The organism is Haliea sp., from assembly GCF_041395985.1.
GTDB lineage: Bacteria > Pseudomonadota > Gammaproteobacteria > Pseudomonadales > Halieaceae > Haliea.
The window spans coordinates 46,159-65,580 of sequence record NZ_JAWKZJ010000002.1 but is presented as its reverse complement, the minus strand read 5'-3'; the positions used below and the strand labels follow the sequence as shown (position 1 = coordinate 65,580).

Below are 19,422 nucleotides of genomic sequence, written 5' to 3'. Positions count from 1 at the left end.
CCTTGTGTCGGCTGTCCCCGAATCAGGGGTTGCTGGTCGATGGCGTGGCTTCCAGCAGGCCGACCTCAGCCTGGTAGATATCGGCCAGCAGCTCGCGCCACTGGGCGTATTGTTCCTCAACATTGCCGCTGAGCATCACCGTGCGGTCCTCCAGTTCGATGACCTGCGGGGTGATTTCCGCCTCCAGTGACATGCCGAGTTCTTCCAGTGCGGCCACGTGAATCTGCGCTTCGGCGCGTTTCTCGAGGCCGCTTTTGAGCAGGTAACCGCCACCGATGATGGCCACATTGCCTGCCGCACGGCTGGAGCGATCGCTGCTGCCCGCGGCGTAGATGCCGGCCAGGATCGCCGCGCCACCGGCAATCAGGTTGCGACGGCTCTCGGCCTGCAGCTCCTGCAGCGCGATGGCCTCTTCATAACTCATCTTGCGCCATTCCTGGTAGGGCACCTGCATTTCGCCACTGAAGTGACCGTAGTGTTCCTGCAGTGTGTCGACAAACAGCTGGTCGCGCTCGCGAATGCTGCGAATGCGCTCCAGCATCGGGTCGCCCTCGGCCGGCAGGCGTCTCACCTCCATCACACCCTTGCGGTTTTCCTTGAGGTAGCCATCGAACGCCTCGGGCGAGAAGCTGCGGGCAAACTGCAGTTCAGTGACCAGGCGGATGTCCTCGCGCTGGGCCAGGGTCAGTGACTCCTGATACCGCATCAGGTCGTTGGCGATCATGTGATAGATCGCCTGGAAGGGGTCGTAGCTGTTGCGGGTGGAGGGCGCATAGGCATACTTGCTTGCGTTTGCCTTGTAGCGCTTGTCCAGCCACTCTGCGCCGCGGGCATCGTTTGCGGTGATATGCAGTTCCAGGGTTTCCCCATCCGATGCCACGATGCGCCCGCGCACCAGCAGATCAACGGCCTGTCGGTCGGAGGGGACGACGCGCACAGCGCCCCAGGCCCCGCTGTTCTGCATGGCCTCCGCCAGCAGGCGCGGCATGAATCGGGCTTCGGCCTTGCGCACTTCGGGGTAGACCTGCTGGTCTTCATCGTAGTCGTCGAGGCCCGGGTCGAAGACCAGTACACCCACGTCCAGCAGCGCGCTTTCAGGCGCCGCCTGTGCCGGCCGCTCCAGGGAGGGCACGGAGGCGGTTTTAACGGTCTGGTTGACGCAGGCGGTCAGGCTGACCAAAAGCAGCAAGACAAGCGCCAGCCGGGCGGTAGTCATGGAGTGATTCCCTTGTATTTTCGGTATTCTTCCCAGAGCTTCTCGCGGACGGCGGGGTCGGGCTCGCGCATGGCGGCCTCGCGCAGCTGCCGAGCAACCACGTCGTCGTCATTGCCGTTGGGTATGTCGTCGGGCGGCGGATAGCGTGCCGGATTCACCGGCCCTGAGCGTCCCGGGGTGTTTACGCTGCCCTGGCCGCCGCCCGCGCCGGCAACTGTGATCTCCTCGCCGTAAGGGCCTTCAAGGCCCCCGGGCGCTGCGCCGCTGGCGGCGTCCTCGCTGGCGGCGTCCGTGCTCGCGTCGTTGCTGCTGGCACGACGCGCACTGCGCTGGCGGGCCTGCTCCTCGAGAATCATGGTGTCGAACTCCCCGGTGCCCGCCTCCAGCCGGGCATCCAGGATGGCCACCTGCTCGGCCGGCGTGAGCGGTCCGGCGGTCGTGCTGGTGTCGCCCGCGCCCGCAGTGTCAGCGGGCCACTGTCCGGAAGTACTACCCGGCGTCGAGCCGCTGTCCTCGCCACGCTCGTTGCCCGCCCCGTTGCCGCTCGCGGCGGCCGCTTCCATGGCCGCCTCAAGCGCGGCCAGAGTGCCGGGATCAAGGGTCGGCGTATCGCGCATGTCAGGCAACACATCACCGCCGGTACCTGTCTCGAAACCTGGCTCTCCTGCGACCTGCCCGTTACCCGCCTCTGGGGCGCCCCCTGTTTCGCTGCCATCCGTCTCAGAACCCGGGGGGGATGATGCGCGCCCTGTGCCATCTTCCAGCGTAGTGCCCTGGGTACCCGCTTCCGGCGCGCCGGCGCCGTCAGTGCTGGCAGTGCTGGCAGTGCTGGCAGTGCTGGCGGCTTCGCCGTTGGAGGTAGAGGGCATCGACGAGCTGCTACCAGTCGCGGGAGCGCTTTGGCTGCCGCTCGCAGTGGGGCTTTGGCTGCCACTGCTGCTTGAGCTTTGACTGCCGCTACTGGAGGAGGATGGCGGTGTGCTGGGTGTCGAGGAAGGCTGTGTGGGATTGCTGGCGCTGGGGCAGCCCGCCAGCACCAGGCACAGCGCTGCGCAGCCTGCGCTGCGCAACAGGGTCAGTGCAATCGATGTCTCAGCGTTTACTGTCATAGGCCATAACCAGGTTGTCGGTTGCTACCGGGGTGCCGGAAGCGAGATCAAATCGTGGACGGAACGGCGTTTTGCGCAGCGCCCGCATGAGCCGATTGGCCAGTCCGTTCGCTTCGCCGGAATCATCCAGCCGCTCAAGGTTGGATACCTTGCCGTCAGCCGCCACGGCAAGCCCTAGCAGTATATCCCCATCGCCTTCAACAGCGAGAGGCCCATGCACATCGATTCCTTCCAGTGCCGGCAAGGGTACGGGTTCGCCAAACAGCTCAGCGCGCAAGGCTTGGGCAGCGGTATCGTCGGCAAGTTCCGCGAAAACCTCAGCATACTCAGCCATCGCGCCCTCCCGATCGCCATGGAACAGCAGCCAGTCGCCCATCAGGGTGCGTGCGCGGGCAGGCGCTGAGGGATCGGTATCGCTGTGCAGCCGCTCCAGGTCGTAAATGGCCTTGAGTACCGCCTGACCCTTGCTGAAATTGTCGCGCAGATAACTGTTGGCAAGCGGGCGTGTGCTGCTACCGCTGAACCCGTTGCCAAAGTCGTCAGCGGCCTCTGCCCAGCGGTAGCCGGCGATAAGGTACTGTGCCTGCAGCATGCCGTACAGCGGTCGCAGAAGGTCGCGGGATGCTTCGCCCTGGTGCTCGAGCACCTCGCTCAGGGCGAGCCGATAGTACTCCCACATCTGCAGCAGGCGCAGGCCGGGCTCTTCGTCGAGACTGAGCAGAAAGGCCTGCCGCTGCCAGTCGCCCTGTTGCAGGAGGCCGCGCACGCGCTGTTCCGGCGTCAGCTCAGCCTTGCTTTGCACGCGGTCGAGATAGCGCTGCCGCTCATCGACAGCGCGGTAGTCTCCCAGCGCCTGCAGGCTGATGATTTCCGACTCCAGCAGAGGCAGCTGGTCCGTGCTGTACAGGCCGGTGCTGACCCGGGCCAGGTGGGTGCCGCGTTTGAACACGGCAGCTGCTTCCGCATGCCGCCCCTCGGCTTGCAGGGCGAGCCCGAGGCTCAGCAGGCGCTCGGGCAGCACGGGGCTGTAGGCGCCGTACTCGCTTTCCAGATCGGTGATGGCCGCCTGCAGTGCGCGGCGCTGCTCCAGCGCACGGGTAGCGGCGGCATCGGCATTGCCGGTCGCCGGTAGAGCGTCTGCGAGAGCCGAGCTCGCTGCCAGCGCACCTGCCATCAGGAGCGCCGTAAGATACAGTCCTTTCATGGCACAGATCACCATCGCGAAGTCGCTTGCGAAGTCCCTGCAGGGTCGGCAAGCGCCATCCAAGTATATACATTTCCCGTTGCTCCACTCAAAATACGCGGCCGCGCCTGTTTTGGTGCATTCCCCAGTGAAGCGGATGCCGGAGTTGTCATGCCCACCACACCTCAACCCAGTCAGTTTGCCCGTGAGACCGCTGTCGAGCGGCGTGGCGAGAACCTCTGGAGTGCCGAGTTGTACGCCGGTTGGCGTATTGGTGCGGTGCCCAACGGTGGCTATGTGCTGGCCATCGCGGGTCGGGCGCTGAGCGAGGCGCTGCCCCATAAAGATCCGCTGGCCGTCAATGCGTTCTATCTGGCGCCCACCGCGCTGGGCTCTGTCGAGATACAGGTGGAGGTGTTGCGAACCGGGGGCAATACCAGTCATGCCAGCGCTCGCCTCTACCAGGACGGTGAGCTGAAAGTGGTGGTGACAGCGGCCTATACCACCTTCGAGCGCCTGCAGGGGCCCAGTTGGTCGGCCCAGCCGCGACCCGGATTCCCGGCCTGGGAGGATAGCGTGGCGGGCGGCGACAGCAGTCTTGAATTCAGGCAGCGTGTGGATATTCGTCTGGTGGACGCGGCGGATGTGTTTCGCGGCGGCGCGCCGAGCGGGGCGGGCGAGTTCCGCGGCTGGGTGCAACATGCGGATGGTGCGGCGCCGGACGCCATCTCCCTGCTGATGTTCGCAGACGCTTTCCCGCCACCGGTGTTCGACGTCATCGGTCTGGTGGGCTGGGTGCCGACCGTGGAGCTCACCGTGCAGCTCCGCGGGCTACCGGCGCCCGGTCCGCTGCAGGCGCGCCTGTTTTCCAGGCACCTGACAGACGGTGTGGTCGAAGAGGATGGTGAGTACTGGGACAGCACCGGCAAGCTGGTTGCCATCAGTCGCCAGACGGCCAAAGTCCGGGTGCCTCGCCCTCAGTAGCCGGCGACGTGTCCGCCCGGCCTGCGCGTGTCGGTCGCACCCAGCAGGTAGCCCCGCTCCAGCATGATCGACTGCGTGCGGCCGAGGGTGCGCCCGGCGACATCCACGTTGTGGCCCAGGGCGCGCAGCAGGTCCAGGGTATCCGGGCTGATACCCTGTTCGACGACGAGTTTGTCCGGCAGCCACTGGTGATGAACCCGGGGCTCGGCCGCCGCGGTGGCGATATTCATGTCAAAGGCCATGGCATTGAGTATGGTTTGCAGTACCGATGTAATGATCAGGCTACCCCCGGGGCTGCCGGTTGCCAGCCACGGCTTGCCGTCGCGGAACACCATGGTCGGGCTCATTGACGACAGCGGGCGCTTGCCGCCTTCGATGCTGTTGGCGTCGCCCTCCACCAGTCCGAAGGGGTTGGGCTGTCCCGGGTTGGCGGCGAAGTCGGCCATTTCGTTATTCAGCAGCATGCCGGTACCCGGCACGGCGATGTGGGAGCCGAAGCTGAAGTTCAGTGTGTAGGTGTTGCTCACGACATTGCCGAAGCGGTCGGCGACCGTGTAGTGGGTGGTGTCATGGCTGGCGTCCACCAGTACCTCGCCCGGAGCGACCTCCGAGGACGGTGTGGCCCGGCCCGGCTTGATCAGGGCACGTTGCCGCTCGGCATAGGCCTTGTCGATCAGATCCGCTACCGGCACGGGCTCGAAATCGGGGTCCGCCAGATAGCGGCTGCGGTCGGCATAGGCCAGTTTCATGGCCTCCGCGAGGTGATGGATGTAGGCGGCGCTGTTGTGGCCCATGGCGTGCAGGTCATAGCCCTCCAGAATATTGAGGATCTGGAGGATATGGATACCCCCGGAGGAGGGCGGCGGTGTGGAAATCACCTCAAAGTCGCGGAACCGGCCGCGCACGGGCTCGCGCTCGACCGCCCGGTAGCCGGCGAGATCGGCGGCGGTGATCAGGCCATCCCCTGCCTGCATTTCCGCCACGATGCGCTCTGCCACCTCGCCCGTGTAAAACCCGTCGCGCCCCCGCTCCGCGATGCGCTGCAGGGTCTGTGCCAGATCGGGTTGTTGCCAGGTGGTGCCGACCTCGGGCACACGCCCCTCGGCGTCCAGGAACAGTCTGCGTGCTTCGGCGTTGAGCGCCAGGCGCTCGGCGCGCGCGGCAATCTCCTGGTTGAGGGCGAAAGATATCTCGAAGCCGTCGCGGGCCAGGGCGATCGCCGGTGCCATGACTTCGGGCAGGGACAGCGTGCCGTAACGCTCCTGCGCCAGCACCAGGCCGGCGACAGTGCCGGGAACACCGGCAGATTTGTGGCTGAAATAGGCGCGTTGCTGGTCGACCTCGCCCTCGTCGTTCAGGAACAGGTCACGCGTGGCGGCGGCCGGTGCTGTTTCGCGGTAGTCGATCAGGGTTTGCCGGTTGTCGTTGACAAGGTGAACCAGCATGAAACCGCCGCCCCCCAGATTGCCCGCGCGGGGATAGCTCACGGCCAGGGCAAAACCTGTGGCGACCGCCGCGTCTACGGCATTGCCCCCGCGGCGCAGCATGTCCAGACCGATCTCGGCGGCGAGCCGTTCCGGGCCGACGACCATGCCCTGACGCGCCACCGTGGGCAGAAAACGGCTGCCGAAGTCGATGATCGGTGTTTCCGCAGCGGTTCCCTGCGCCCGGGCGAAGGAGACCGGCAACAGGCAGATACCGAGCAGGATGATCAGGTAGCGGGTCAGTTTCATGAGTGTGGGTCTCCGACGCTGAAGGGCCGCACTTTAACTGTTTTGGCTGGCAACGCATACTCACAGCCTGTTGCACTGCTAACGAGGGATCGTAGTGAATACGCTGCTCAGGGAAATCGAATTGCGTCTCGATGCGCTTTTCGCGCAGCTGGCTGAGGGTTTCGACGCGCCGCCGGCGCAGCGCCTGCGACTTGAGGGCTTGCTGGAAGCCGCGGCCCTGTTGGAGGTCGCGAGCCAGGCGGAACTGGAGGCTTTGTTGACCGACCGCTTTTGTGCCGTGTTCTGTCGTTCGCCTGCAGAGGATTTCGGTGCGCACTGGCAGCGCCTGTTTCCGTTTCCGCAGATACCCGCCATGCAGCAGCGCGCGCCGGTCGTGCCGAGTACCTCCGATGCTCTATAATCAAGCCTTGGCTACGGGAAGCACAGTGTGAACTACGAAGAATTCCGGCGCGAGTATCTGGCCGGTGGTCTCAGGCGCGAGATGCTAGCGTCCTGCCCGATTGCCCAGTTTGAAACCTGGCTGCAGCAGGCGGTGGCGGGCAACATCGCTGACCCTACCGCCATGGTGCTGGCCACCGTCGACGAGCACGGTGGACCCTGGCAGCGGATAGTCCTGCTCAAGGGTGTCTCCACCCGCGGCTTCGTGTTCTACACCAACTACAGCAGCGCAAAAGCGGCCGACATCAGTCGTGAGCCGCAAGTGTCACTGCTGTTCCCCTGGAATATGCTCGAGCGTCAGGTCATCGTAGCCGGGCGGGCGGAGCGCCTCTCGGCACTGGAGTCGGCGCGCTATTTTCTCAGCCGGCCGCGTGAAAGCCAGCTCGCAGCACTGGCCTCGCGCCAGAGCCGCCCCATATCCGCTCGCGCTGTCCTGGAGTCGCAAATGAACGCGCTGCGGCGTAAATTTGCGGAGGGCGATATTCCGGTGCCGGATTTCTGGGGTGGATACCGCGTGGTGCCGCAGCGCATCGAATTCTGGCAGGGCGGCGCGCACCGCCTGCACGACCGTTTCCGGTATTATCGTGATGGTGATGGCTGGCGCATCGAGCGCCTGCAGCCCTGAACAGACAGCAAACTGAGCGAGGAGTAGAGCAGAGCGATGGTTGAACAGCAGCAACTGGTTGGAGCGTGGCAGCTGGAGTCGTGGTCCATCGGTTACGAGGGGCGGGACGATTTCAGCAGCCCCTTTGGCGAGGACCCGCTCGGGCTTCTGGTGTACACCGAAGACGGCTGGATGAGCGCCTCCATCAGCCGCCGCGACCGCGTGCGGCTGCCAGAGGACGCCAGCCCGCGCAAGGTGCCTGATGCCGAGCGCGCCGCCGCGTACAGCAGCTATTTCCACTACGCGGGGCGCTATCGGGTGATCAGGGGCAGCGTGGTGCACTATGTCACGCAGAGCCTCAACCCGAATTTCCCGGGGACCGAGCAACTGCGCCACGCAGAGCTGGATGGCCAGACCCTGGTGCTGACTGGCAAGGATGAAGCGGCGGGCACCGTGCGTTACCACACTCTCGTCTGGCACCGGGCGCCGGTGACCCAACCCGCCACGGAGTAATCAGCGCGCGCGGCGCTGTGCAAAGTAACGCGGCTCGCTTTCGAGGCCGAGGAGTTGCCGGCGCAGCATATCGAGACCGGCCGCGGCGATCATGGTCTGGAACAGGGTGCGTTCCACCGGCCAGACGAGGCACCGGGTGCGCAAGTCCTGCGCGCTGCCCCAGGCCAGCCACACCGTGCCCACCGGCTTGTCTGCGGTGCCGCCCTCCGGGCCGGCGATCCCCGAGACGGCAATGGCGTAGTCGGCGCTGGCGCGCTCCATGGCCCCCAGGGCCATTTCCCGCACGACGGGCTCGCTCACCGCGCCGTGGGCTTCCAGGGTCTCCTTGCGAACGCCCAGCACACTTGCCTTGATGTCGTTGGCGTAGGTCACAAAGCCGGCGTGGAAGGCCTGGGATGAGCCGGGTATGCGCGTCAACTCGCTGGCGATCAGCCCGCCGGTGCAGGACTCCGCCGTGGTGACCGTCGCCCCCCGGGCGGAGAGCAGCTCCAGTACGCGGGCGGCGAGCCGCGTATCGCCCTCGCCGATGATGTGGTCGCCGACCAGTGCGCGCAGCCGCTGCTCGCACTCCGCCCGCAAGGGCAGGTCGGCGGCATCGGCAACAGACAGCTTGATTTCCATTTGCGGCGCACCGGCGCGAAAGCCCAGCTTTACTGCCGACGGCCAGTCCGGGATGGCGTCGTTGATCAGCTGCTGCGCATTGGATTCGCCCAGTCCGAAGGTTTGCAGGCGCAGGATATGGCGCTGCGCGGGGCGATCCAGTGACGCCGCGAGGTCCGCAACGATCTGCTCGAGCATGCGTCGCAGTTCGCCGGGCACCCCGGGGGTGCACATCACCCGACAGTCGCCCAGCATCAGTTCGAAGCCCACCGCGCTACCCACGGCGTTGTCGAGGATGCGGGATCCGGCGGGCAGCTGTGCCTGCTTGCGGTTGGCGGCATCCAGCGGGATGTTGCGCTGGGCACACCAGGCCTCCAGGTGCGCGACTGCCTGCGGATGCTCCTGCAGCGGCACCCCGGCCGCCTCGGCGAGGACCAGGGCTGTCAGGTCATCCACCGTCGGTCCGAGGCCGCCATTGACGATCAGGACATCCGCGCTGGCGGCCATCGCCCTGAGCTCGCGGCAGAGCAGCGTCCGGTCGTCACCGACCGTGACCTTGCGATAGATGCCAAGCCCGATTTCTGCCAGACGCTGGGCGATCATTGCCGAGTTGGAGTCGACGGTATCGCCACTCATGATTTCGTTGCCGGTGAGCAAAAGCTGCACCTGGGGGTCGCGATGCACGGCCATACTCCTCACAGGGAAAGGCGCACAGTGTAGTGCCGATGCTTTTGTCGAGGCAAAGTGCTATTTTTGCGTATTCCTTTACCCGTCAGGAGACTTCCGCCCGTACAGGGCACTGCGCCGATGACCCGTTATTGCCCTCATTGTGGCGCAACGCTGGAGCAGCACATGGTTGGTGGCGAGTTGCGCAACCACTGGCGCTGCACCGCCTGCGCGCGGTTACACTACGATCACCCTATGATCGTGGTCACGACCTTCGTTGCCTGTGGCAAGCGTCTGCTCTGGGTGCAGCGGGCACTGCCACCGAAAGTCGGGGCGTGGGCCATCCCCGGGGGCTTTCTCGAACAGGACGAGACGCTGGCCGAGGGTGCCGCCCGTGAGCTGCGCGAGGAGTCGGGTGTTGTGTTGCCGGCCTCCGCGCTGACGTTTTACATGATGGGCACGATCACTTTTATCAATCAGGTCTACGTGGCGTTCCGGGCGCGCGTCACCGATGAATCGCTGAATCCGGGCCCGGAGTCGCTCGCGGCAGGTTTTTTTTCACGGGATGAATGCCCCTGGGGGCAGGTGGCCTACCCGGAGGTGAACGACTCCATTATCCAGGCCTACGACGATCTGGACTCCGGGCGTTTTGATGTCTGGCACACAGAAATGACGGCCCAGCGCTATGCGCGGCAGCGGGTGAGTGAATTGCCCTAGGCTGATCCAGCGGTCAGCCTGGGGGCGTCTTTGCGGGGCGGTCTGCGGCGGTGCAAGGCGGCCGCAATCCGTGTCGGGCAATTCAGTCCCAGGCCCGGATATGCTACGGTCAGCGCCTTTACACAGGCGATAATGGAGCCCCGCATGTCACTACATCCCGAGGTCGAACTGGCCACCGATGAACAGAAGGTCAGCTATGGCTTCGGCCTGCAGTTTGGTGACCAGCTGCTGCGCAACAACTTCCCGGGGCTGGATCTGGCCGCCGTGATGGCGGGTCTGCAGCACTGGTACAACGAGCGCCAGTCGCTGCTTGCCGACGGCGAGTTGAACCCGAGTTACGACGCCATCAAGGCAAAGCAGCAGGCGATTGCAGCCGATCAGGCGGCCAAGCGTGAGGCACTGGCCGCCCAGTTCATGCAGGCCAACGCGGCCCGCCCGGAGGTCAGCACCACAGCCAGCGGCCTGCAGTACGAGGTGCTGGAGGCGGGAGAGGGTGCCAGCCCGGGACCGCGCAGCAACGTGGTCACGCATTACCATGGCACCTTCATTGACGGCAGCGTGTTTGACAGCTCGGTAGAACGCGGTGAGCCTGCGCGTTTTGGCGTGCACGAGGTGATCCCGGGCTGGACCGAGGCCCTGCAGTTGATGCGCATTGGCGACAAGTGGCGCATTGCCTGCCCCCCTGAACTGGCCTACGGACAACAGGGTGCAGGGGATGCCATCCCGCCGAATACGGCGCTGGTCTTCGAGATTCACCTGCTCGGCATCGAGGAATAACCGGCGTGGTGCCGGCCAGTGTGCACCTGCCGCGCATCCTGCGCATCGGCGCCGGTGCCAGTGAAACGCTGGTGGATACCTTGCGGGAGCTGGATCTGGCACGCCCACTGCTGGTGACGGACCCCTATCTGGCGCAGCAGGGATTTGCCCAGCGGCTGCTGGCCCCGTTGGTGCAGGCCGGTATTCGCTGTCCGGTATTTGCCGACTGTGTGCCAGACCCAACCACTGACAGCGTTGCGGCGTGCCTCGCCATGCTGCAAGAAGGCGATTTCGATTGCCTGGTGGCGCTCGGTGGCGGGAGTTCGCTGGATACCGCCAAGGCGGCTGCCGTGCTGGCGCGGCACGGCGGCGTCATGCGCGACTACGCGGTGCCGGCAACGGTGGCCAGCGGCCTGCCGGTGATTGCCATACCAACCACCGCGGGTACCGGGGCCGAGGTCACGCGGGCCGCGGTTATCACCGACACAGTAACCCAGGAAAAAATGCTCTGCATGGGGCTCGGCCTGGTGCCGGTGGCGGCGCTGGTGGATTTTGAGTTGACCATGAGCATGCCGCGCCGATTGACTGCCGATACCGGGCTGGACACCTTGTGCCACGCACTGGAAGCCTTTGTCAGCCGCAAGGCACATCCGTTCACTGACAGCATCGCGCTGACAGCGCTGGCCGGCATCAGTCAGCACCTGCGCACGGCCTGCGACGACCCGGGAAACCGGGTCGCCAGGGAGGCGATGATGCTCGCTGCCACCCAGGGTGGTATCGCGTTTGCCAATGCCTCAGTGACCTTGATCCACGGCATGAGCCGTCCTCTCGGCGCACTGTTCCATGTACCCCACGGACTCAGCAATGCCATGCTGCTGCCCGAGGTCACCGCCTGGTCCGTATCCCATGCGCCTCAGCGCTATGCGCAGTGCGCCCGCGTGATGGGCCTGGCGCAGGCAGGCGACAGCGACGCCGCCGCCTGTGAGCAGCTGGTGACCGGCCTGCGCCAGCTCACCGTCGATCTGGACGTCCCCAGCCCGGCTGACTGGGGCATTGCCGAAGAGGACTGGTGCGCCAGTCTGGACACCATGGCCGAGCAGGCGCTGGCCTCCGGTTCGCCCGCCAACAATCCGCGGATCGCCGACGCAGCGGACATCGTGACCCTCTATCGCCGTATCTGGGCGGGTTGACGCCGGGGCCCTACCCAATATCGGGCGCATTGGCTACACTCCCCGACCCCAGCAACAGGCAGCCCGGAGGCATCAGCAGATGAAACGCGTCGTATTCAACCAGAAGGGCGGTGTGGGCAAGACCAGTATCACCTGCAACCTGGCGGCAATCAGCGCCGCTCGGGGTCTGCGCACACTGGTTGTGGACCTCGACGTGCAGGGCAATACCACCCATTATCTGGTGGGAGAAATTGACGCCGATGCGTTTCCGGCAGAGGCGCAGGGAGCGGCAGGGCTGTTCAAGCAAACCGTGGGTTCCCGGAAAATGCGCCAGAACCCGGACTCCTTTGTCTGGGAAACCCCCTGGGAGAATCTGTTTCTGCTACCTTCCAGCCCGGTGCTCACGCAATTGGAACGCGAACTGGAATCCCGCTACAAGATCTACAAGTTGCGCGATGCGCTGCAGAAGCTGGATGCAGAATACGATCGGGTGTATATCGATACACCGCCCAACTTCAATTTTTACTCAAAATCCGCGCTGATCGCGGCGGATACTGTGCTCGTGCCCTTCGACTGTGACAGCTTTGCCCGCCAGAGCCTGTACTCCCTCATGGACAACATTGCCGAACTGCAGGAGGACCACAACCCCGACCTCGAGGTCGAGGGTATCGTTATCAACCAGTTCAACAGCCAGGCGCGACTGCCGGGTGAGCTGGTGGCTGAGCTGGAGGAGGAGGGCTACCCGGTGTGCAAAACGTTCCTCAGCGCGTCAGTCAAGATGCGCGAGTCGCACCACGAACATCGCCCGCTGGTAGACCTGGCACCCAGCCACAAGTTGACACAGCAGTTCCTGGCCCTTTACGACGAGTTGGAGAGCGCTCGCGCCTGAGGGCTTTGGTGCGGGCTAGACCTTGGGTAACAAGCTGCCTGCTTTTTCCACCGCGTCCACGTACTCGTCCAGCAGGCGGAAGATCACCTGTCGGCAGGACTCTACGGTATTGAGCTGACCGATCACCTGCCCGCAGGGGTTGAATGCGATCTTCTGGCAGTCTCCCGCATCCGCATAGACCGCGGTGCGGCGGATGCCATCGGAGGTGACCAGCCCCTGTAAGGGCATGCCCAGCGGGTCTGGGGTGTCAGGGCGATCCCAGGCTGCAGTCCACTCGTTTTTCAGCATGCGGCAGGGTTTGCCGGTCCAGGAGCGTGAGCGCACGGTGTCCTCACTGCTGGCGTTGAGCAGGGTCTGTTTCTGTGCCGGTTGTGTGTGCGCCTCTTCGACGGTCAGCCACAGGGAGCCGGTCCAGACGCCCGCCGCGCCCATGGCCATGGCCGCGGCGATCTGGCGCCCGTTGCCGATTCCGCCGGCTGCCAGCATGGGCAGGTCGCCGATGGCGTCGACGATTTGCGGCCAGAGCACGATAGAGCCCACTTCACCCGTGTGGCCGCCACCTTCGCCGCCCTGGGCAACCACGAAGTCCAGCCCCGCTTCCTTGTGTTGCACGGCCTGCTTCACCTTGCCGCAAAGTGCGCCAATCAGCCGTCCGGAGTCTTTCACCTGCTTGATTTTATCGGCGGGAGGCGTGCCCAGCGCATTGGCGATCAGGCGGCATTTCGGGCGGGTCAGGGCTTCCTCCAGCAGGGGTGTGGCGGTGGCATCGGTCCAGCCCATGAGCCCCATGGTCTTGCTGCCGTCGGGCCACTCGGGTACGCCCGCATTGGCCAGCAGCTGCTCGGCAAACTCAATGTGCTCCTTCGGCACCATCGCCCAGAGTTGTTTTTCCATGTCTTCGGCGGACAGGGCGTCCATCCCTTCATACTTCTGGGGGATCACGATGTCCACGCCGTAGGGGCGGTCGCCGATGTTGGCATCAATCCAGTCCAGCTCTTCTTTCATCTGCTCCGGCGTGAACCCGACAACGCCAAGCACGCCGATGCCGCCGGCCTTGCTTACAGCGACCACGACATCGCGGCAGTGAGTAAAAGCAAAAATGGGGTAATCGATACCCAGGCGTTCGCACAGTGAGTTGGTCATTGGGTGTCCTCCATCGGTCTACTGGAGGGAGAGTATTATCCGCGCCGCCTGCGGAGGCAATGGTCTTGTCGGGTCTCTCCAGCGGATGCGCCGGACCAGACCTGACTATAACCTTATAAAAACTGGTTATTTGTCAGCCCTGTTTTGATTCTTTAGAGTTCGCGTTCTTCAATACCCGTGGCTCGCCAGGTGGCTGTGAACATAGATCTGAAAAGCGTTAACGACAGGCTGAGAGGCGCCAGTGCGCCCGCAGTGGTGGAGTGGGCGCTGGCACAGGGGCGCCCGACCATCGCCACCACCAGCATGGGGCGTAATGCCGCTCTCATGCTGCACCTGGTAAGCCGGGTCGACCGGTCCGTGCCCACGGTCTGGATCGACACGGGCTACAACCTGCGCGATACCTATGTGGTCGCCGAACGCCTGATCCGCGAACTCGATCTCAACATCCACGTCTACAGTCCGCTGATGACCTCTGAGCGGCGCAATGCCATCATGGGGGGCATTCCCACTGTGGATGAAGAAGAGCGGCATCGCGAATTCACCCGTCAGGTCAAGCTGGAGCCCTTTGCCCGGGCGCTGGACGACCTGCGCCCGGAAATCTGGCTCACCGGTATCCGCCGCGAAGAAACGGAACACCGCAAAACCCTGGACATCGTATCCATGGACGATCGCGGTATTCTCAAGGTGGCACCCATCTTCTACTGGTCGGAAGCCGAGGTCGAGGACTACATGCAGCGCCACCAGCTGCCTACGTGCCGCCACTACTTCGATCCCACGAAGGTGCACGATGGCCGCGAGTGCGGCCTGCACACCGCCGCCTGATACGCCTTTTCCCGCTATGCCCAGCGTACGCTGCCCGGGCGGGGCGCGCGCGTGGGCTCCGCTATACTTGAGGTGAGGGTCACCGTGTGTCGTGGGCAGCGGAGGAGAGCATGTACGCAGGGCGGGTGTTGCGGGCCGGCATTATCGCGTGCCTCACAGCAGGCGCACTCGGCTGCGCCTCGCAGGGCGCGCCGCCGCTCGACCTGAATACACTGCCCGCCCTGCAGGTGGCGCAAGCCGGGCCCCTGCGCGCTGTCGATGCCGCGGCGAGGCTGGATGCTCGCGACCTGCTGGCTACGACACCCGCAATGCGTGACTTTGTCGCCCGCTATGCCCCCGATGGCAGCAGTCCCCGGCATCGGCTACTCAGCCTGCATGAAGCGGTGCGCGGAGCCGGTGGGCTATCGATCCGCTATGACCCGGCCGCCGATGGCAGCGCAGCGTGGGCATTTACCCAGGGCGACGCCAATTGCCTGTCCTTCGCCCACCTGTTCGTCGCCCTGGCCCGTGACACCGGGCTGGAAGCCCACTACCAGTGGCTGGATGTTCGGCCGCAATGGACGCGTGTCGGTGAAAGGCTGACCATGCGTGTGCACGTCAATGTCATGGTGCGTATGCCCCGGGGCGAGCAGTTCATGGTGGATATTGATCCACTGCAGCCGCGTGATGTGGCGGGGTCGCGCCTGCTGGCGGACCACGAGGCGGCGGCGCTGCACGACAATAACCTGGCCATGGCGGCACTGGCGCAGGGCGATCTTGTTGCGGCCTTTGGGCATGCGGTCAAAGCCCTGCAGTTGAGTGCCGACCTGCCGCTGCTCTGGGTCAACCTGGGGGCAATCTACCGCCAGACCGGACAACTGGATGCGGTGGAGTGGTCGCTGCTGCAGGCGCTTCAGCGGGACAGCAGCGAGCGCTCGGCGATGAACAACCTGGCTCTGCTGTACGACCAGGCCGGGCGCATCGCCGAACGCGATGAGTTGTTGAGTCGTATCCAGCGCCACCGGGAGCGCAACCCGTATTTTCACGCCTGGCGGGGGGACCTGGCGGGAGAGCGCGGTGACTGGGGGGAAGCGCTGGCGCACTACCGCGAGGCCCTGCGGCTGCAGCCGCAGGACAGTGCGCTGCTCGCGGCAACCGGCATCATCCATTTCAAGCTGCAGCAGTACGCTGCAGCGGAGCGCCTGTTGCAGCAGGCCATTGATGGCGCCAGCCTGCTCAGTGAGCGCAGCGAGTATGCTGCGCAACTGGAGCGGGTTCGCCAGGCCGGGCTGCGCTCAGTCGGGCCGCGTCAGGCCGGGCTGCGTTCAGTCGGGCCGCGTCAGGCCGGGCCGCCTCAGGTTGCAGTGGAAGCGACAGGCTCAACGCGGATATAGGCCCGCTTGTGCAACTTGCCGCCGAGGCGCGACAGCGCGTCCAGGCCGCGCATCTGCCAGCCATATTTGCGCCGCAGGGCGGCCAGTGCGCGGTCGATTTCCGCTGGCGAGTCAACGAGAAAGGCGCTCGCGTCGTGCCAGTCGCCGGTGAGGCGCCCGGTTACTGTGCAGGGCGCGATGCGCGCGGCGCTGAAATTGCGCAGGCGCTTGACCTTGCCGGCATCGCCCGCGGAAAACAGGTAGTACACGTCACGGTCTGGGGCAAACCACACTGGGGTCGGCACGAAGTCGCCACTGCGCTTGCGCGTGGCAAGGCTCAGGTAGGCGCAGTGCTCAAAGGGGTTGTCATGAGGTTTTTTCATGGGGTTTTCCGCGCACATATTGACGGTTTGGGCTTACCGGGCGCAGCATAGCCCGGCACAATAAGCCACCATAACAGAACAGCCAGGGGAAACAGTAGATGCGCACATTCGGATTTGAATCCACAACAGAGGACGTGATAGCCGGGCAGGACCTGACTGGAAAGGTGGCCCTGGTCACAGGTGCCTCCGCCGGGCTGGGCGTGGAGACGGCACGCGCACTGGCCGGCGCAGGGGCCACGGTATGCCTGCTGGCTCGCGACCGGACGAGGCTCGATGCGGCACTGGCAACCCTGCGCGCGGAGAATCTGCCGGGGCGACTGGAGTCGGCACTGCTCGACCTTGCGGATCTGGACCAGGTCCGGGTGGCCGCGGAGGGCTTGCTGAAAAGCTTCCCGAAGATCGATATTCTGGTCAATAACGCCGGGGTCATGGCCTGCCCCTTCGGCCACACCGCCCAGGGATTCGAGATGCAGCTGGGCACTAACCATGTTGGTCATTTCCTGCTTACGGGCCTGCTGTTGCCGGCGCTCAAAGCCGCCGGGACGGCGCAGCATGCGGCGCGGGTGGTCAACTTGAGTTCCGCGGGCCATCGTTTTTCGGCGATGGATTTCGATGACCCGAATTATGAGCGCCGCCCCTACGACAAATGGCAGTCCTATGGGCAGTCGAAGACCGCCAACGTGCTGTTTTCCGTAGCGCTGGACGCGCGGCTTGCAGACAGCCACGTGCGCGCGTTCGCCGTACACCCCGGAGCGATCAGCACGGAGCTTGGCCGGCACCTGAATCCGGATGACATGGCACAGATCGCCGCCTCCTTCCCCGGTGGCAAAATGGCCTTCAAGTCGGTGCCGCAGGGCGCGGCGACGTCGGTCTGGGCGGCCACCGCGCCGGAACTGGAAGGAAAAGGCGGCCTCTATCTGGAAGACTGCCAGATCGCGCAGGCGGGTGGTGAGGACAGCATGGCCGGGGTGCAACCCTGGGCGACAGACCGGGAGGCTGCCGAGCGTCTCTGGCAGTTGTCACAACAGTGGGTGGAGCAGGAGTTTGCGTGATGATGCAGTTGAAGCGATGGGAGAGGCTCTTTGCGGCGGTCATGGTGACGCTGTGCTTCGGCCTCGTCGCGGGGGCCGCCAGCGCGGATAGCCGCGAGGATATCGAGGCCAAATCCGACAGGGCGCTGGATGAACTGCGGCGCTACTCGCCGGGGGTCAACTCGCTGCTGAGCAAGGCCAGGGGTGTGCTGGTTTTTCCTGACATCGTCAACATGGGCTTCGGCGTGGGCGGGCAGTATGGCGAGGGTGCGTTACTGGTCGATGGCGATCCCGTCGCCTATTACGCCTCCTCAGCCGGCCCTGCCGAGTTGCCACCGGGCGCCACGCGTGCGGCCAAGGTCATTCTGTTCATGACCACCGATGCACTGGTGTCATTCCGCAATACGGTGGGCTGGCAGGTGGGCCTGCACGGCGAGGTCGACCTGGTGCAGACTGCCGGCGGTAACGTGCGTCTGGCGCGGGCGGAGCACCCCGTGCTGGCTCTGAGTTTTTCCGACAAGGGCATCATTGAGGGTGCCGACCTGAACGGCAGCACCATCAACCGCATCGCGCGCTGAACGGTGCTGCTGTGGCGGCCGCGCCGGGCATTGGGTATGCTGCGCGGCTTTCCACCCTAGCTCACACGGAGCCCCTTCATGTCTGACCACAGTCCGGTTGTTGCTGTCCTCAATGGTGAGCTGCCTGTCGGCAGTGAGGTGACCGTCAAGGGCTGGCTGCGCAGCAAACGCGATTCCAAGGCCGGTATTTCGTTCCTGTCCATTCACGATGGCACCAGCTTCCACCCGGTGCAGGCCGTAGTGCCCGCGAGTCTGGACAATTACGAGCGTGAGATCATCAAACTCTCCACCGGTTGTGCAGTCGCGGTCCGTGGCGAGCTGGTGCCCTCGCAGGGGCAGGGGCAGGCGGTGGAGATCCAGGCCAGCGCGGTGCAGGTGCTCGGCTGGGTGGATGACGCCGAAACCTACCCGATTGCCAAGAAACGCCATACATTCGAGTATTTGCGCACCCAGGCGCATCTGCGTCCTCGCACCAACACCTTCGGTGCGATTACCCGTGTACGTCACACGCTGGCAAACGCGATACACAGTTACTTCCACAACCAGGGTTTCTACTGGATCAATACGCCCATCATCACCGGCAGTGACTGTGAAGGTGCAGGTGAGCTGTTTCGGGTGAGTACGCTGGATTTCGCCAATTTGCCGCGCAACCCGGACGGCTCGGTGGATCATCGTGAGGACTTCTTCGCCGGCGATGCGTTTCTGACGGTTTCCGGGCAGCTGGAAGTGGAGTCGTACTGTCTCGCGATGAGCAAGGTCTACACCTTCGGCCCCACCTTCCGCGCGGAAAACTCCAATACCAGCCGACATCTGGCGGAGTTCTGGATGGTGGAGCCGGAAGTGGCCTTTGCCGATCTGCAGGACAACGCGGATCTGGCGGAATCGCTGCTCAAGCATGTATTCAGCCGCGTGCTGAACGACTGCGAAGACGATATGGCCTTCTTCCAGCAGCGTATCGACAACACGGTCATGGAGCGGCTGCGTACGGTGATAGACAGTCCCTTCGAGCGTATCGATTACACCGAGGCCGTAAAGATCCTGCAGAACTGCGGCAAGACCTTCGAGTTTCCGGTGACCTGGGGGACGGATCTCGCGTCAGAACATGAGCGCTACCTGGCAGAGACCCACGTCGGGCGGCCAGTGGTAGTGATGAATTACCCGAAGGCCATCAAAGCCTTCTATATGCGCCTGAACGATGACGGCGAGACGGTAGCGGCCATGGACGTGCTGGCCCCCGGCATCGGTGAGATCATCGGTGGCAGCCAGCGCGAAGAGCGGCTCGACGTGCTCGACGCGCGCATGGATGCCCAGGTGCGGGAAGAGCTGTGGTGGTATCGCGACCTGCGCCGTTACGGCAGTGTGCCGCATGCGGGTTTTGGCCTGGGCTTTGAGCGCCTGCTCAACTATGTGACGGGGATGGATAACGTGCGCGATGCGATCCCCTTCCCGCGCACCCCGGGCAACGCAAGTTTTTAGGCGCCCGGCCAGGGGCGCCCGGCCAGGGGCGCCCGGCCAGGGGCGCCCGGCCAGAGGTGC

The 19,422-nt window shown here is 64.7% G+C and carries 20 protein-coding genes; 13 read left to right on the top strand and 7 right to left on the bottom strand.

Going from position 1 to position 19,422, the window contains the following annotated elements; all coding sequences use genetic code 11:
* Positions 1-22 precede the first annotated feature (22 nt).
* The 3 genes from R3E49_RS03850 to R3E49_RS03840 all read right to left on the bottom strand — a co-directional run bounded on the left by R3E49_RS03850 (position 23) and on the right by R3E49_RS03840 (position 3,529).
* A complete protein-coding gene (locus R3E49_RS03850) occupies positions 23-1,216 on the bottom strand; it encodes a hypothetical protein (RefSeq protein ID WP_371293844.1) in 1,194 nt (397 codons plus the stop codon).
* A complete protein-coding gene (locus R3E49_RS03845) occupies positions 1,213-2,085 on the bottom strand; it encodes a hypothetical protein (RefSeq protein ID WP_371293843.1) in 873 nt (290 codons plus the stop codon). Before R3E49_RS03845 ends, R3E49_RS03850 begins: the two co-directional genes overlap by 4 nt.
* 223 nt (positions 2,086-2,308) lie before the next feature.
* Positions 2,309-3,529, bottom strand: a complete 1,221-nt coding sequence (locus R3E49_RS03840; protein ID WP_371293842.1) for a hypothetical protein — start codon at positions 3,527-3,529, stop codon at positions 2,309-2,311.
* A 150-nt stretch (positions 3,530-3,679) separates the two neighbouring features.
* Between R3E49_RS03840 and R3E49_RS03835 the strand changes: the two genes are divergently transcribed.
* Entirely contained in the window at positions 3,680-4,492 is an 813-nt protein-coding gene (locus tag R3E49_RS03835; protein WP_371293841.1) for a thioesterase family protein, read from the top strand.
* On the opposite strand, the gene ggt is transcribed toward R3E49_RS03835, so the two are convergent.
* Positions 4,486-6,225 (bottom strand): gamma-glutamyltransferase, encoded by a 1,740-nt coding sequence (ggt, locus tag R3E49_RS03830; protein ID WP_371293840.1) that lies wholly within the window; start codon positions 6,223-6,225, stop codon positions 4,486-4,488. The two genes, R3E49_RS03835 and ggt, sit on opposite strands and share 7 nt — an antisense overlap.
* Before the next feature lie 94 nt (positions 6,226-6,319).
* On the opposite strand from ggt, the gene R3E49_RS03825 reads away from it, so the two are divergent.
* Genes R3E49_RS03825 through R3E49_RS03815 form a run of 3 tightly spaced genes read left to right on the top strand, consistent with a single transcriptional unit; the run spans position 6,320 to position 7,780 of the window.
* Positions 6,320-6,625 (top strand): hypothetical protein, encoded by a 306-nt coding sequence (locus tag R3E49_RS03825; RefSeq protein WP_371293839.1) that lies wholly within the window; start codon positions 6,320-6,322, stop codon positions 6,623-6,625.
* A 27-nt stretch (positions 6,626-6,652) separates the two neighbouring features.
* Positions 6,653-7,288: a pyridoxamine 5'-phosphate oxidase gene (gene pdxH, locus R3E49_RS03820; protein ID WP_371293838.1), complete on the top strand. Its 636-nt coding sequence runs from the start codon at positions 6,653-6,655 to the stop codon at positions 7,286-7,288.
* Between the two features lie 36 nt (positions 7,289-7,324).
* Positions 7,325-7,780: a lipocalin-like domain-containing protein gene (locus tag R3E49_RS03815; RefSeq protein ID WP_371293837.1), complete on the top strand. Its 456-nt coding sequence runs from the start codon at positions 7,325-7,327 to the stop codon at positions 7,778-7,780.
* Here the strand turns inward: R3E49_RS03815 and R3E49_RS03810 are convergent, their stop codons facing one another.
* Positions 7,781-9,070, bottom strand: a complete 1,290-nt coding sequence (locus R3E49_RS03810) for a CinA family nicotinamide mononucleotide deamidase-related protein (protein ID WP_371293836.1) — start codon at positions 9,068-9,070, stop codon at positions 7,781-7,783.
* A 117-nt stretch (positions 9,071-9,187) separates the two neighbouring features.
* Here R3E49_RS03810 and R3E49_RS03805 point away from each other — a divergent pair, with 117 nt between their 5' ends.
* The 4 genes from R3E49_RS03805 (at position 9,188) to R3E49_RS03790 (ending at position 12,577) form a co-directional block, all read left to right on the top strand.
* Positions 9,188-9,763, top strand: a complete 576-nt coding sequence (locus R3E49_RS03805) for an NUDIX domain-containing protein (RefSeq protein ID WP_371293835.1) — start codon at positions 9,188-9,190, stop codon at positions 9,761-9,763.
* Positions 9,764-9,907: 144 nt separating this feature from the next.
* On the top strand, positions 9,908-10,540 hold the full coding sequence (locus tag R3E49_RS03800) for an FKBP-type peptidyl-prolyl cis-trans isomerase (RefSeq protein WP_371293834.1): 633 nt from the start codon (positions 9,908-9,910) through the stop codon (positions 10,538-10,540).
* A 5-nt stretch (positions 10,541-10,545) separates the two neighbouring features.
* Positions 10,546-11,709, top strand: coding sequence for an iron-containing alcohol dehydrogenase (locus R3E49_RS03795; RefSeq protein WP_371293833.1), 1,164 nt, complete (start codon positions 10,546-10,548; stop codon positions 11,707-11,709).
* A gap of 79 nt (positions 11,710-11,788) precedes the next feature.
* Positions 11,789-12,577, top strand: a complete 789-nt coding sequence (locus tag R3E49_RS03790) for a ParA family protein (protein ID WP_290746510.1) — start codon at positions 11,789-11,791, stop codon at positions 12,575-12,577.
* Between the two features lie 15 nt (positions 12,578-12,592).
* On the opposite strand, the gene R3E49_RS03785 is transcribed toward R3E49_RS03790, so the two are convergent.
* A complete protein-coding gene (locus R3E49_RS03785; RefSeq protein WP_290746507.1) occupies positions 12,593-13,720 on the bottom strand; it encodes a nitronate monooxygenase in 1,128 nt (375 codons plus the stop codon).
* Between the two features lie 195 nt (positions 13,721-13,915).
* Here R3E49_RS03785 and R3E49_RS03780 point away from each other — a divergent pair, with 195 nt between their 5' ends.
* A complete protein-coding gene (locus R3E49_RS03780) occupies positions 13,916-14,542 on the top strand; it encodes a phosphoadenosine phosphosulfate reductase family protein (protein WP_371293832.1) in 627 nt (208 codons plus the stop codon).
* Positions 14,543-14,652: 110 nt separating this feature from the next.
* Positions 14,653-15,915 (top strand): tetratricopeptide repeat protein, encoded by a 1,263-nt coding sequence (locus tag R3E49_RS03775; RefSeq protein WP_371293831.1) that lies wholly within the window; start codon positions 14,653-14,655, stop codon positions 15,913-15,915.
* Here the strand turns inward: R3E49_RS03775 and R3E49_RS03770 are convergent.
* Positions 15,876-16,277, bottom strand: a complete 402-nt coding sequence (locus R3E49_RS03770; RefSeq protein WP_371293830.1) for a PPOX class F420-dependent oxidoreductase — start codon at positions 16,275-16,277, stop codon at positions 15,876-15,878. The two genes, R3E49_RS03775 and R3E49_RS03770, sit on opposite strands and share 40 nt — an antisense overlap.
* 98 nt (positions 16,278-16,375) lie before the next feature.
* Between R3E49_RS03770 and R3E49_RS03765 the strand changes: the two genes are divergently transcribed.
* The 3 genes from R3E49_RS03765 (at position 16,376) to asnS (ending at position 19,362) form a co-directional block, all read left to right on the top strand.
* Entirely contained in the window at positions 16,376-17,329 is a 954-nt protein-coding gene (locus R3E49_RS03765; protein ID WP_371293829.1) for an SDR family NAD(P)-dependent oxidoreductase, read from the top strand.
* Entirely contained in the window at positions 17,329-17,886 is a 558-nt protein-coding gene (locus R3E49_RS03760) for a hypothetical protein (RefSeq protein ID WP_371293828.1), read from the top strand. The genes R3E49_RS03765 and R3E49_RS03760 overlap by 1 nt, the downstream gene beginning before the upstream one ends.
* A 78-nt stretch (positions 17,887-17,964) precedes the next feature.
* Complete coding sequence (gene asnS, locus R3E49_RS03755) at positions 17,965-19,362, top strand: asparagine--tRNA ligase (protein WP_371293827.1); 1,398 nt, start codon at positions 17,965-17,967, stop codon at positions 19,360-19,362.
* The last annotated feature ends 60 nt before the right edge of the window (positions 19,363-19,422 follow it).